The following is a 13,274-nucleotide window of genomic DNA, read 5'->3' as shown; positions in this document are numbered from 1 at the left end:
TTCTGACCTTCGACAAGCCAGAACCTAGGCAGGACAACGGCGTGCGCCATCAACGACGCGCCGACCCACCCACAGACACGTCACAAGACCCATATTTATGCCTCACAGGTATACCGCTCTCACCGGAGCAGGCTCCAGGCGGGTGACGCGGCACCGATAGGTGCGACTCAGGTTCAGTCGCACCCGTAGCCGTCGTTGTCGCGATCGAGACCGTAGATGTCGTCGCCGACGACCCGCACGACGCCGCTCACATAGGCCGGACCGTTGCCACTGCCGCCCGCGCAGTCGACGTCGCTGGCGATCGGGACACAGCCGCTGTAGTTCGGGTCGCACCTCGACGACTGCGGTTTCTTGGTGCCGACGGCGACCACCTGGGTCACCGGCTGCTTCGTCACCGCGGACGTGACCAGCTTCTTGGCCGTCCGCACCCCGTCCGTGGTGGTCACCTCGTAGGTCAGGGTGCGGACACCGTTCACGCCCCTGGTCCGGACGACCCGTTTGCCCTCGGCCAACGACGAGTCCCTGACGGTCCGCTCGCCGTACCGGATCGCGGCCTTCTCCGTCACTGTGGTCACCCGCACCACCGGCGCGGCTGCCGCGGTGGACGGGCCAGGCGGGGGCGGGTCGGACGGAACCGCGACCGGCGACACCGCCGGCCCGGGAGTCTCCTCGGTCGGCTCGGCGGGTGCCGCCACGACCGGCTGCTGCGCCTGCTCGGCGGCGGTGCCGGTCCGGGTCGACTCGGGCTCGCCCTTCAGCGCACCGACGATGGCGGTGCCGGTGCAGCAGAGCAGCAGGATCGACAGGGCCACCGAGCCGAGGATGACGGCGGCCCGGCTGGCGGGGCTGGCTCGGCGGAACCAGTTCGGTCTCGGATTCTGTGGTGGTTGCATCGTCACGGCGATGAGTGTCGTCGCAAACACCGTCCGCAATATCCGCCATCGCGCTCGTCACCTGCGCCTTTCGCTCTACCGGAAGGATCGGTGGCGCTACCGCGGGCGACGAGTCGACATTCGCGGTGACCCTCCAGGCCGAGCGGGCAGGGCCGATAGTGCGGGTGCCAGCACCCACAAAAGCCGCAGAAGGCTACGCAGCAACCAGTTTCGCCAGCGGTGTCCGCCGGTGCCGGACGATCTGTCGAGATGCCGTCAGCGGGTGGGCCGGCGACCTAGCGAGCTGATCCCGACCAGCAGCAACGCGACCACGAACATCGCGGTACCGATGACGTTGACCTGCGGTGGGATGCCCCGCTGGGCGGCGCCCCAGACGTACATCGGGAACGTGACAGTGGTGCCGGCGGTGAAGTTCGTGACGATGAAGTCGTCGAAGCTCAACGAAAAGGACAGCAGCGCGGCGGCCACGATGCCGGGCAGCACCAGCGGCAGGGTGACCCTCCGGAAGGTCTGCCACTCGTTGGCGTAGAGGTCCATCGCGGCCTCCTCCAGCCGCCGGTCCATCCCGGCGAGCCGTGCCTTGACGGTGACCACCACGAACGAAACGCAGAACATCACGTGTGCGACCACGATGGTCCAGAAGCCCTGCGGCACCCCGGCGGCGACGAACAGGGCCAGCAGCGACGTGCCGAGCACCACCTCCGGGGTGGCCATCGGCAGGAAGACCAACACGTTGATCCCGGACCGGCCACGGAAGCGGTGCCGGACCAGCGCGAACGCCATCAGGGTACCGAGCACGGTGGCGACCACGGTGGCGAGAAAGCCGATCTGCACGCTGCGGAGCATCGCGTCGCACATCTCCGAGGTGGCGCACGGCTGCCGCCAGTTGTCCACAGTGAACTCGCCGAAGTCGTAGGAGAGCCGGCTCGACGGCCGGTTGAACGACAGCGCCGCCACCACCAGGACCGGCAACGCCAGGTAGCCGAGCACCAGCAACGCCACGATCATCAGCCACCGGTCCGCGAGCCAGCGGGAGAGCCTCACCACACCTCCTCGGTGCCAGCTCGACGCAGACAGCCGAAGACCACCGCGAGGATCACCGCCATCAGCAGGAACGACAGCGCGGCACCCTGCGGATAGTCCAGGCGGACCAGAAACGCCGAGTCGATGACGTTGCCGATCATGTATTCGTTCGGTGTGCCGAGCAGCTCCGCGTTGACGTAGTCGCCGCTGGCCGGAATGAAGAACAGCAGCGTGCCGGCGACCAGGCCGGGCCGGGACAGCGGCAGGGTCACCCGACGGAACGCCTGTACCGGGCTCGCGTACAGATCGCTGGCCGCCTCCAGCAGTCGGTGGTCCAGCCGCTCCAGGCTCGCGTACAGCGGCAGCACCAGGAACGGCAGGAAGTTGTAGGTGAGACCGAGCACCACCGCGAACGGGGTCGCCAGCAGCCGTCCGTCCGGGGCGAGCAGGTGCACGTCGCGCAGCAGGCCCACCAGCGCACCGCTGTCCGACAGAATCGTCTTCCAGGCCAGCGTGCGGACCAGGAAACTGGTGAACATCGGCGCGACGACACACACCAACAGCAGGTTCTTCCACCGGCCGGCCTTTCGCGCGATGGCGTATGCCAGCGGATAGCCCAGCAGCAACGCCAGCGCCAGGGCCAGCCCGGCGTAACCGAACGAGCGCGACAACTGCGGCCAGTACGCCTGCACCACGTCCGGGTAGTTGCCGAGGGCCCAGGTCATCGCGTAGCCGGTGGAGAGCGAGCCGGTGGGGTCGTACAGGCTGGCCGCCGCGAGCTGCGCCAGCGGCACCCCGAAGAACAGCAGCAGCCAGGCCGTACCGGGCAGCAACAGGAGGTACGGCAGGAGCCGGTGCCGGGCCAGCCGGGTCACGACGACGCACTCAGCAGGAACGCGTGCCGAGGATCCCAGCAGGCCGCCGCCGTGCTGCCGACCGGCACCGGCGTCGACGTTCCGCTGTTGGCCACGAACACCGACAGCTCGGCGCCCCAGCCGGTGCGCAGCAGGTACTGGGTGCTGACCCCCAGGTAGGAGGCGTCGGTGACCACACCGGTGACGTGCTGATGTCCTTGGGGCACCTGGTCGGCGGAGCCGACCAGACGCAGCTTCTCCGGGCGTACCCCCAGCTGGACCGGACCGCGCTCGGCCCGGGCCCGGCCGACGGGCACCGAGAAGCGCGCGCCCTGCGCGGTCACCACGACGTCGCCGCCGCTGACGCCGGCGGCCTCGCCGGCGAGCAGGTTGGACTGGCCGAGGAAGTTCGCGACGAACGCGGTGGCGGGGAACTCGTAGATGTCGGCCGGTGCGCCCTGCTGCTCGATCCGGCCGGCGTTCATCACCGCGACCGTGTCGGCCATCGTGATGGCCTCCTCCTGGTCGTGGGTGACGTGCACGAAGGTGACCCCGACCTCGGTCTGGATGCGCTTCAGCTCGACCTGCATCCGCCGGCGCAGGGTCAGGTCGAGTGCGCCCAACGGTTCGTCGAGCAGCAGCACCTGCGGCCGGTTGACCAGCGCACGGGCCAGCGCGACCCGTTGCTGCTCGCCGCCGGAGAGCTGGGCGGGACGGCGGCTGCCGTACCCGTCGAGCTGCACCAACGACAGCATCCGGGTGACCTCGCCGTCGACCGGGCGGATGCCGCGCCGACGCAGCCCGAAGGCGACGTTCTCGAAGACGCTGAGGTGCGGAAAGAGCGCATAGCTCTGGAACACGGTGTTGACCGGCCTCCGGTACGGCCGCAGTGCGGTGATGTCCCGGTCGCCGAGCAGCACCCGGCCGCTGGTCGGCTCCTCCAGACCGGCGATCATTCGCAGGGTGGTGGTCTTGCCGCAGCCGGACGCGCCGAGCAGCGCGAAGAACGAGCCCTGCCCGACGGTCAGGCTGAGATCGTCGACCGCGGAGAGAGCGCCGAACCGCCTGGTGAGGTTGGCCAGCCGCAGGTCGCCGGCCGGTGTCTCGCGCGCCATCCCCGTCACGCCCCGATGACCTGCTGGAACTTGGCCTCGTACTGCCGCTCCTGCTGCTCGTCCAGGGCCATGAACATCGTGGACCTGGACAGCAGCGCCTCGTCGGGAAAGATCAACGGGTTGGCCGCCAGCTCGGGGTCGAGCTTCTCCATCTCGGCCTGGGCGCCCCGCACCGGGCAGATGTAGTTGACGTACGCGGCGAGTTTCGCCGCGACCGCCGGCTCGTAGTAGTAGTTGATCAACGCTTCGGCGTTGCCCCGGTGGGCGGCCTTGTTGGGCACCAACATGTCGTCGCTGTAGAGCATGGCGCCGGAGTCGGGCGCCACGAACCGCACCTTGGCATCCGCACTGGACAGTTGGATGACGTCGCCGGACCAGCCGATGCACGCGGCGATGTCCCCCTTGGCCAGGTCGGGCGCGTAGTCGTTGCCGGTGAACCGACGGATCTGCCCGGAGTCGACAGCCTTCCTGAGCTTGTTGAGCGCGTCGTCGAACTGGGCGGCCGTGAAGTTGGCGGGGTCGTGCCCGTTCGATGCGAGCAACAGGCCCATGGTGTCGCGCATCTCGCTGAGCGCGGTCACCCTGCCCTTGAGGTCGGGGCGGGTGAGCAGCTCGTCGACCGTCCGCAGCTCCTTGGTGACGTTGCCGTTGTACGCCAACCCGGCGAGGCCGCACTGCCACGGGATGGAGATCCGGTTCTCGGTGTCGTAGGAGCGGGTGAGCAGCGACGGGAGCAGGTTCGCCCGCACGTTGGGGATCTTCGCCCTGTCGAGTTTCTGGACCCAGCCGAGCCGGATCATCCGGGCCGCCATCCAGTCGCTCAGCACGATGATGTCCCGGTCAATGCTTTGGCAGGCGGCGAGTTGGTTCCGCACCCTGCCGAAGAACTCGTTGTTGTCGTTGATGTCCTCGGTGTAGCTGACCTGGATGCCGCTCCTGCTGACAAACTCGTCCAGGCTGGGTCGCCGGGACTCGTCAGTCTCGTCCACGTCCAGGTACTGCGGCCAGTTGGAGAAGGCGAGCTTCTTCTCGGTGCCGGAGAGATCGTCGCTGACGCAGCCGGCCTCGGTCTGTTGGGCGCCTTGGTGCCGCAGCCGGCGAGGCCGCCGGTGGCGAGGCCGCCGCCCATGGTGAGCAGAGCGGTTGTGCCGAGAGTGCCGGTGAGCAGTGCACGCCGGGAGAGGGGCCGGAGGGGCGCGCGCATGACGATTCCTCAGGGTCGGTGCCGTGGACGCCTGACACGATGGCAAACCCCCAGCACCAGAAGAGCAACGGGGCCGGTCCATCGCCATCCGTGCGGTCGCCGGTCACGCTGCGCTTCTTTGCCCGGCTGGTTCGAAACTGTTGGGGTCGGCGGTTGGGGTCGCCCAGCTAGATCCACTCGGTTTCCAGGAAGTCGGGCTCTCCGGGCGCTTCGGAAGCCGCGCTTTCCGTGAACCCGAGTGGATCAGCGACCGGGGCTCAGCGCCGGGGCTCAGCGCCGGGGCTCAGCGCCGGGGCTCAGCGCTCGGACTGGCGGACCAGCTCGACGAAGGAGGCCCACGCGGTCGGCGGGAAGGTCAGGGTTCCACCGTCGGGGTCCTTGCTGTCGCGCACCAGCACCCGGCCGGGCAGGTTGTCTGCCACCTCGACACAGTCACCGCCGTTGTTGCTGCTGCGGGTCGCGGTGCGCCAGCGGGCGTCGGTCATGTCCATGTCGTGGCCACTTCCCTGATCAGCTCGGTCGACCGGCGTCGGGGCAACGCCTCGCCGGTGACGCTCTCCCACCTGCGTCCCAGGCTAGCGACGTCGACGGGATCGGTCACGACCTGCCCGCGGAGCTGGTTGTCGAGATACGCCAATTCCGTCCCGTCGGGCAGCCGGCCCAGCACGAACGGCCCGGCCAGCCCGGTGTGCCACGGGCTGTCGGCCGGGATGACCCGGACCTGCACATGTTCCCACTCGGCGACCGCCGCCAGGTGCGCCAACTGCCCGGCCATCACCGCCCGGTCGCCGACCAGCCGACGCAGCACCACCTCGTCGATCACCACCACGAGCTGCGGTGGGTCATCACGGCCGAGGACCGCCTGCCGGTCGAGGCGGCCCGCGACGATCTCGTCCACCTCGGACGGTGCGACCAACCCACCGGTGCCCAGCACCGCGCGGGCGTACCCCTCGGTCTGGAGCAGTCCCGGCACGAGCAGCGGTTGGTAGGACCGGATCGAGGTGGCGTCCTGTTCCAGCTCGGCCCACGGCCGGAACCACGGCAGGTCGCGGCGACGAAACGGCTCCGGCCAGAGCTCGGCCGCGTCCCGGCCCAGGAGCCGGGCCACCGCGATCCGGGTACGCGGATGCGGGATGCTCCCCGTGGCAAGCCATCGCCCCGCCGTCTTCGGATCGACATTCACCTGTGCGGCAAGTGATTCGACCGTCTCCCCCGCCTCGGCCATCGCCACCCGCAACGCCTCGTTCGCCACCGGCGCCTCCTGTCCGTCGGGCGCACACCGAGACGTCGCGCGGTGCACGCTGCGGCGGATGCTAACCACGCTGCGTGGCGATGTCTGCGGTCTACCGGCGTGTGGCGGTCAGACGTATCGGAACGCCCGCAAGCGCCCTCCAACCGCCCCCAAAATGTCCCGCCGCCCTGCCCTGCCCCTTGATCCACTCGGCTTCCTTGATGTCGGGGCATCCCGGGCGGCAGGATGCCCCAACTTCAAGGAACACGAGTGGATCATGCGGAGACCGGCGGGACGGCAGGACCGAAATCGGCAGGACCGAGAGCGGCAGGACCGAGAGCGGCAGGACCGAGAGCGGCAGGACCGCGTCGGTCGCCGGCCGGTAGTCGGGTCAGTGGTTGGGCGGGATTACCCGGAGGTGGCCTCGGCGGCCGGTGGAGTGGGACTGGTCGGGGTGGGACCGGTCCTGCGGCTCCTCGGGAGGACGGGGGGCCGGGCGGGCGGCTTCGCGGACCGCTTCGGCGAGCGCCACCAGGTCGTCGGTGGTGGGCGGCGGTGGCTCGAACTCGCCCTCGTGCCGGACGACGTCCCAGCCCCGCGGGGCGGTCAGGCTGCGGGCGTGCTGCTCACACAGGTCGTACGTGTGTGGCTCGGCGAACGCCGCCAGCGGGCCCACCACCGCTGTCGACTCGTTGTAGACATAGGTCAATGTGGCGACCGCTTGCCGGGGGCAGCCGTTACGGGAGCAGCGCCGTGGTGACCTCACGTGCGGCAGGGTATCTCCATTACCGGGTCCGGCGCATCGCTTCGCGTTGCGACACGCCCGTCGTGGTGATCACAGTTGACCGTCCCGGCGCGCCGCGCCACGGGAGCGGCGCTGCCGCTGGCCGGCCCGGCGCGGGCGCTACCCTTTGCTTCATGACGAGTCCGGAACACCGCCGCCCCGGCTCCGGTCGGCGCGCGCATCGTGACCGGCACGGTCGCGGCCTGCGTGGGCGGCTGGTGCCGGCCACCGTGCGCTGGCGCGGACCAAGGCCGAGGTCTTCGACGATCTGGTCCTGGACACCGTCGAGACGCTGGAGCGTCGGTTCGCCAAGGAGCTGGCCGGAGTCGAGTTCGCGGTCGAGGACGTGCCGCCGGACCTGAACGTCTACGACTCCGATGTGTTGGAGGACGGCGAGGTCCCGCTGGCCCGGCTGCTGCCCGGCCGCCCGGGCCGGCAGGAGGTGCCCCCGCGGATCGTGCTGTACCGACGGCCCCTGGAGTTCCGGGCGATGGACCGTGAGGACCTCGCCGACCTGGTGCATGACGTGATCATCGAACAGGTGGCGAACCTGCTCGGGGTCGACCCGACGAACTCGCCTGAGCCGAGCACCGGGCGGGAAGCGAGCCGGGCGGCCCCCACCGCCCTGACCTCGCACCGCTCAGGCGGCCCGCCGCTTCAACTTGCGCCGCTCCCGCTCGGAGAGCCCACCCCAGATGCCGAACCGCTCGTCGTGACCCAGAGCGTATTCGAGGCACTCGGTCTTGACCTCGCAGCGCGAGCAGATCCGCTTCGCCTCGCGGGTCGAGCCGCCCTTCTCGGGAAAGAACGCCTCGGGGTCGGTCTGCGAGCACAACGCCCGCTCCTGCCACTCCGGCGCGTTTCCGAGCAGGTCGGCCACCTCAAGCTGGCCGTCCATCAAATGCCTCCTTGTCGCGCACCGGCGTCATCGCCGCTGCAACCCCCCACGCGAAAGGCGTGCTTGTCCGTCCGGTCCCGTTTTGTTGCGTTCCGTGCGAACAACCCCATTCAAATTACACGCGTGTAATGCGTGCGCCGTCAAGCCAAACTTGATAATGGAGTCGCCCTCCCGACACCCCCGGCCGGCCCACTCTGGCCGTCCAGCCTCGCAACCTGCCCTATCGATTCAGACCCCGGCCGAGTAACGCCCTCTCCGGCGAGTTGCTCGACTTTTCTCCCGTGGCGCTCCCCGGACAGGCCACCTCCGTGATGGCACCAGACACCCCACACTCCAAAGCTGATCTTGGTGGGGGACAGGTTAACGCGGTGCGGCGCAGACCGCCCGTCGAGCCGCGAACAGCGCTCGCGCCCCGTCCACGATGTGGACGGGGCGCGGCGGAAAAACCGATGCGAGGAGCTCAGCCAGGAGCGCCAAAACCGCTGCTCGGCCAGGTGAACTCGGCTATCTCTCCACCATGGACAGAAATCGTCCCGGCGGGCGTATGGTCGTCCCACCAGACGGTATAGATTCCGCCGGGCAGTTCGGGATAGACCGCACTGTGGAAGGAGCCGTCGCGCACCCGGCGCTCCCGCACCGCCGAGTGCACCCGCCGGTCGTCGCCCCGACTGATCTCGATCTCCCGGCCCCGCAGATCAGGGCTGGTGTAGATGATCAGGGCACCGGTGTCACCGCCCAGTTCCAGGACCACGGTGCCGGTCTCCGACGGCCCGTAGGCGTGCTCGTGCACTTCCGCTCCCCGCGCCGGTCAGGCCGCCGCCGACGGATTGTTGAACCCGTCGTACGGCGTACCCAGGTAGGGGAAGTTCGCGAGGAACGGCGCTGTCACATCGGCGGCGCTCAACCCCGGGGTGACCGCGGCGGCCGCCGCGTCCGGTCGGAACGTCTTGTCAACCAGCGGCAGCGTCGCCCCGGCGATCGCCCGCAACGCGATGCTCACCACGTCATCGCCGACCCGCCGCCCGTTCGGGAACCCGGCCAGGTCGCCGCCGAGCACGCCGAACCGGTCCGGGCGCCGGTTCGGTGCGATAGCGGTGTTCAGTCGCAGCATGTCGGCCTGCACGTCACCGGTGGCGTTGGTGAAACCGTCGATCAACCCGGCGGGTACGCCGGTGAGCAGGATCGCCACCAGGTCGGCGCGGGCTTTCTTCGCCTTGGTCAGCCGGTCCAGGTTGGGAAAGACGTCCGGGTAGAGCGCCGGCAGCAGCGCGGCCAACTCCGGCTGCTCGACGAACTGGGCGAACCGCTTGTCCTCCGCCGGCGGCAGCGAGTTCCACAGGTCCTTCTTGGACATCGGCACGATGACCTCGTTGAACAGCGGATTTCCCAACCGGGACACCTGGGTGAACGGGCCGGTGGCGGTGTCCGCGCCACCCCGGTCGCCGAGCACCCGCACCTGCCGGCGGGACGCCGACGTCCACACCCCGATCACCGACGCCCGATCGCCGACGCCGTACCGGTTGGCACGCCGGCGCACCCGCTCCAACGGCACCTGCACCGCGATGCTGTGCACGTTCATCCGGTCGGTGGCGTTTACCGGCTCACCCTCCGCCTTGAAGATCTTCTTCCCGGCGACGTGCAGTTGTTGGAACGGCCGCAGCGTGCCCAGGTCGAAGATCGCCCCCAGGTCGACGAAGAAACCGTCGGCGCGCTGCCCGGCGAAGACCCGCTCCCCGGTGGAGAGCGAGAAGGTGGCCTGCCGCACCAGCTCGGCGTACCTCGGGGTGGAGAGCGGGCCGACGTTGCACGGCGGGCACTGCAGCTTGTGCGCCAACCGGTGCTCACGACCGTCGGCCACCCGGGTCAGGCTGTAGAACTGCCGCCGGTTCCAGGTCCTGCTGTCGAGCGAGTCGATCGGACCGGTGTTGTAGAGGAAGCTGTTCGGATTGGTGATCTCGGTGGTGAACTCGAACCGGTAGGTGACATCCGGACGGCCGTCACCGTCGTTGTCTATATGGATCTCGTACCGCACGTCGTCGCCGAACTCGAAGAAGTTCGGGCCGCCGGAGGGGAGCTGCAACGGCACGTAGTTGGCGATCAACGTGACCGTGTCAGGTTTGTCGGGGCTGACGAACGCGTACAGGTCGGAGCTGTCGGCGACCGGATCCTTGGCTATTTCCGGGGCCTCACGGTGGGAAGACATGGCGGACCAACCTCACTGGGTGGGGACAGGATGGCGGGGTGCAGCGGCGGGTCAGCGCCGGGCGGCGCGCCGCAGCCGGTCCGCCAGGCTGCGGTCGCGTACCTCGATCCGGGCCTCACCGACGAAGATGTCCATCGTTCCGGATTCGGAGTCGCGCAGGTGCACGACGATCGGTTCGTCGGCGCGACCGGCCGCGCCGGGGGCGTTCTGCGCCGCCGACAGACCCGGCACGGTGAGCGCGGCGGCGCCGAGGGTGGCGCTGGCCGCGGCGGTCAACGTCTGCCGGCGGGTCAGTCGCGGCCACTGCCGCTTCCGCTGATCACTGGTCACTGGTCATGGGCAACCTTTCCGGCGGCGGCGCGAACGCGCCCGCGGAGACGGACCGGAGCCGGCGCGTCCAGCGACATCGCCGGACCCCGGAGGGACACCGGCGGCGGTCCTCGCCGCGACCGCCGCCGGCACCGCGTGATACGGCCGGCGGCGGGGAAAGGTTCGACGTCAGGGCCGGGCGTGACCGTACGCAGTCGAGCGCTTGCGCGCCGGGCGACCGGCGGCCGTCGCGATGGCCCGCAACTGCTCCTCGGTACGTGCCGACCCGTTGCCGGAACCGGCCATCCGGGAGATGGTCTCCTCCATCAACGTGCCGCCGAGGTCGTTGCAGCCACCCTGGAGCATCGCCACTGTGCCCTCGTCACCGAGCTTCACCCAGGAGCACTGGATGTTGTCGATCCGGCCGTGCAGCAGCAGCCGGGACATGGCGTGCACCGCCCGGTTCTCCCGCCAGGTCGGGCCGGCCGGGCGAGGCCAGCGAGGTAGATCGGGGCGTTGGTGTGCACGAACGGGAGCGCCACGAACTCGGTGAAACCGCCGGTGCGGTCCTGCACCCCGGCCAGCACCCGGAAGTGCGCGAGCCACTGCCCGGGGTGGTCGACGTGGCCGTACATCATCGTGGAGCTGGACCGGATGCCCAGCTCGTGCGCGGTGCTGACCACATCGACCCAGGCGGCGGCCGGCAGCTTGCCCTTGGTCAGCACCCAGCGCACGTCGTCGTCGAGGATCTCCGCGGCGGTCCCCGGGATGGTGTCCAGCCCGGCCTCGCGCAGCTGCGTCAACCACTCACGGACCGGCACCCCGGCCTTGGCGGCGGCGGTGACGATCTCCATCGGGGAGAACGCGTGCACGTGCATCCCGGGCACCCGGGCCTTGATGGCGCGCACGATGTCGGCGTACCCGGTGACCGGCATCTTCGGGTCGATGCCGCCCTGGAGGCAGACCTCGCTGGCGCCGGCCGCCCACGCCTCGGCGGCCCGGTCGGCGACCTGCCCGACGGAGAGCCGGTACGCGTCGGCGTCCCGCTCACGCTGGGCGAAGGCGCAGAACCGGCAGCCCACGTAGCAGACGTTGCTGAAGTTGATGTTGCGGTTGACCACGTAGGTGACGTCGTCGCCGACCGCGTCCCGGCGTACGTCGTCGGCGAGCCGGCACAGCTCGTCGAGCGCCGGCCCGTCCGCGCCGAACAGCGCCAGCGCGGCGTCGGTGTGCCGGGAGTCGAGCAGCGCCGCCGGATCGTCGGCGGCGATCCGCAGCCCGGCCGCCAGGTCACGGTCCGCGCCGCTGCCGGCCAGAATCGGGGGTACGCCCGCCCGGCGCGCGGCGGCCTCGGGTGCGACCTTGCCGGCCACCTCCGCCCAGTCCCCGTAGACGCTGTCGAAGTCGCCCCGCCGGTCGTCGGTCCGGCCGGCGGTGTCGATGGTGGCGTGCAGGTCGGTCCGGCCGCCGAACACCTCCTCCGGCTCCTGCCAGGGGCGGCCCTGCGGGATGGCCGACTCGACAGCCATTCCGGTCGTCGGATCGGCCAGCGCGGTCACGTGCGGCAGCAGGCGCGGGTCGAGCCACGGGTCGCCGGCGCGCACGTACTCGGGGTAGATCGTCAGGCGTTCCCGCAGGGTGAACCCGGCCAGCTCGCTGTGCCGGGCCAGCTCCTCGATCTGCGGCCAGGGGCGCTCCGGGTTGACGTGGTCCGGGGTGAGCGGTGAGACGCCACCCCAGTCGTCGATGCCGGCGCGCAACAACAGGTCGTACTCGCCGGAGATGAGATTCGGTGGGGCCTGGATCCGGGCCTTCGGGCCGAGCAGCAGCCGGGCCACCGCCACCGTGGCGGCCAGGTCGTGCAGCTCCGCGTCGGGCATGCCGCGCATCGCGGTGTCCGGCTTGGCGCGGAAGTTCTGCACGATCACCTCCTGGAGGTGCCCGTACTCCCGGTGCGCGCGACGGATCGCGAAGAGCGCGTCCACCCGCTCCGCCCGGGTCTCCCCGATGCCGATCAGGGTGCCGGTGGTGAATGGCACCCCGACCCGGCCGGCGTCCTCCAGCACCCGCAACCGGACGGCCGGTTCCTTGTCGGGTGAGCCGAAGTGCGGGCCACCCGGCTCGGACCAGAGCCGGGTCGCGGTCGTCTCCAGCATCATGCCCATGCTCGGCGCGACCGGCTTGAGCCGTTGCAGCTCCGACCAGGACAGCACGCCGGGGTTGAGGTGCGGCAGCAGGCCGGTCTCCTCCAGCACGGCGACCGCGCAGGCACGCAGGTAGTCGACTGTCGAGTCGTAGCCGCGCTCGTCCAACCAGCTCCGGGCCGCCGGCCAGCGCTCCTCCGGCCGGTCACCGAGGGTGAACAGGGCCTCCTTGCAGCCCTGCGCGGCGCCCTCCCCGGCGATCGCGAGGACCTCGTCCCGGTCCAGGAACGGCGCCGGCAGCCGGTGCGGCACTGTCGCGAACGTGCAGTAGTGGCAGCGGTCCCGGCAGAGCCGGGTCAGCGGGATGAAGACCTTTTTGGAGTACGTGACCACACCCGGCCGCCCGGCATCCCGCAGCCCGGCGTCGCGGATCCCCCCGGCGAGCCGGAGCAGCTCGTCGAGCGCGTCACCGCGCGCGGACAGCAGCGCGGTCGCCTCGTCGACATCCAGCGCCCGCCCGTTGGCGGCCCGGCCCAGGGCCCGCCGCACACTCGCGTCGCTCGGGCTGGAGTCGGTGCGATCAACCATCCGTTCACCCTATGCCCACCCCACCCAC

12 protein-coding genes and 2 pseudogenes are annotated in these 13,274 nt (G+C 70.2%); 1 reads left to right on the top strand and 13 read right to left on the bottom strand.

The window, feature by feature from the left end:
• Positions 1 to 173 precede the first annotated feature (173 nt).
• From JM949_RS26290 to JM949_RS26255, 8 genes are all read right to left on the bottom strand, one after another.
• Entirely contained in the window at positions 174 to 893 is a 720-nt protein-coding gene (locus JM949_RS26290; protein ID WP_238433918.1) for a G5 domain-containing protein, read from the bottom strand.
• A 255-nt stretch (positions 894 to 1,148) separates the two neighbouring features.
• Positions 1,149 to 1,937: an ABC transporter permease gene (locus JM949_RS26285; protein ID WP_309232332.1), complete on the bottom strand. Its 789-nt coding sequence runs from the start codon at positions 1,935 to 1,937 to the stop codon at positions 1,149 to 1,151.
• Positions 1,934 to 2,791, bottom strand: a complete 858-nt coding sequence (locus tag JM949_RS26280) for an ABC transporter permease (RefSeq protein ID WP_203150942.1) — start codon at positions 2,789 to 2,791, stop codon at positions 1,934 to 1,936. Before JM949_RS26280 ends, JM949_RS26285 begins: the two co-directional genes overlap by 4 nt.
• Entirely contained in the window at positions 2,788 to 3,885 is a 1,098-nt protein-coding gene (locus JM949_RS26275; RefSeq protein ID WP_203150941.1) for an ABC transporter ATP-binding protein, read from the bottom strand. The genes JM949_RS26280 and JM949_RS26275 overlap by 4 nt, the downstream gene beginning before the upstream one ends.
• Before the next feature lie 5 nt (positions 3,886 to 3,890).
• Complete coding sequence (locus JM949_RS26270; RefSeq protein WP_309232331.1) at positions 3,891 to 4,874, bottom strand: polyamine ABC transporter substrate-binding protein; 984 nt, start codon at positions 4,872 to 4,874, stop codon at positions 3,891 to 3,893.
• A gap of 511 nt (positions 4,875 to 5,385) precedes the next feature.
• Positions 5,386 to 5,580, bottom strand: coding sequence for a DUF397 domain-containing protein (locus JM949_RS26265; protein ID WP_203150940.1), 195 nt, complete (start codon positions 5,578 to 5,580; stop codon positions 5,386 to 5,388).
• Positions 5,571 to 6,314 carry a DUF5753 domain-containing protein gene (locus tag JM949_RS26260; RefSeq protein ID WP_203150944.1) on the bottom strand — a complete coding sequence of 248 codons (744 nt, stop codon included), beginning with the start codon at positions 6,312 to 6,314 and terminating at the stop codon, positions 5,571 to 5,573. The genes JM949_RS26265 and JM949_RS26260 overlap by 10 nt, the downstream gene beginning before the upstream one ends.
• A gap of 397 nt (positions 6,315 to 6,711) precedes the next feature.
• Positions 6,712 to 7,086: a DUF3499 domain-containing protein gene (locus JM949_RS26255; RefSeq protein WP_203150939.1), complete on the bottom strand. Its 375-nt coding sequence runs from the start codon at positions 7,084 to 7,086 to the stop codon at positions 6,712 to 6,714.
• A 152-nt stretch (positions 7,087 to 7,238) separates the two neighbouring features.
• Between JM949_RS26255 and JM949_RS26250 the strand changes: the two are divergent.
• Positions 7,239 to 7,672, top strand: a pseudogene (locus JM949_RS26250) (metallopeptidase family protein); the annotation flags it as partial.
• 72 nt (positions 7,673 to 7,744) lie between these two features.
• On the opposite strand, the gene JM949_RS26245 reads toward JM949_RS26250, so the two are convergent.
• From JM949_RS26245 to JM949_RS26225, 5 genes and pseudogenes are all read right to left on the bottom strand, one after another.
• On the bottom strand, positions 7,745 to 8,002 hold the full coding sequence (locus tag JM949_RS26245; RefSeq protein WP_007455784.1) for a WhiB family transcriptional regulator: 258 nt from the start codon (positions 8,000 to 8,002) through the stop codon (positions 7,745 to 7,747).
• A 460-nt stretch (positions 8,003 to 8,462) separates the two neighbouring features.
• Positions 8,463 to 8,792 carry a phospholipase gene (locus JM949_RS26240; RefSeq protein ID WP_203150938.1) on the bottom strand — a complete coding sequence of 110 codons (330 nt, stop codon included), beginning with the start codon at positions 8,790 to 8,792 and terminating at the stop codon, positions 8,463 to 8,465.
• Between the two features lie 18 nt (positions 8,793 to 8,810).
• Entirely contained in the window at positions 8,811 to 10,205 is a 1,395-nt protein-coding gene (locus JM949_RS26235; protein ID WP_203150937.1) for a DUF4331 domain-containing protein, read from the bottom strand.
• 51 nt (positions 10,206 to 10,256) lie between these two features.
• A complete protein-coding gene (locus tag JM949_RS26230) occupies positions 10,257 to 10,535 on the bottom strand; it encodes a hypothetical protein (protein WP_203150936.1) in 279 nt (92 codons plus the stop codon).
• 168 nt (positions 10,536 to 10,703) lie between these two features.
• Positions 10,704 to 13,246 (bottom strand): annotated as a pseudogene (locus tag JM949_RS26225) (bifunctional FO biosynthesis protein CofGH).
• Positions 13,247 to 13,274 lie beyond the last annotated feature (28 nt).

Source organism: Micromonospora tarensis, assembly GCF_016803395.1.
Lineage (GTDB): Bacteria > Actinomycetota > Actinomycetes > Mycobacteriales > Micromonosporaceae > Micromonospora > Micromonospora tarensis.
This window is presented reverse-complemented; position numbering and strand designations above follow the sequence as displayed.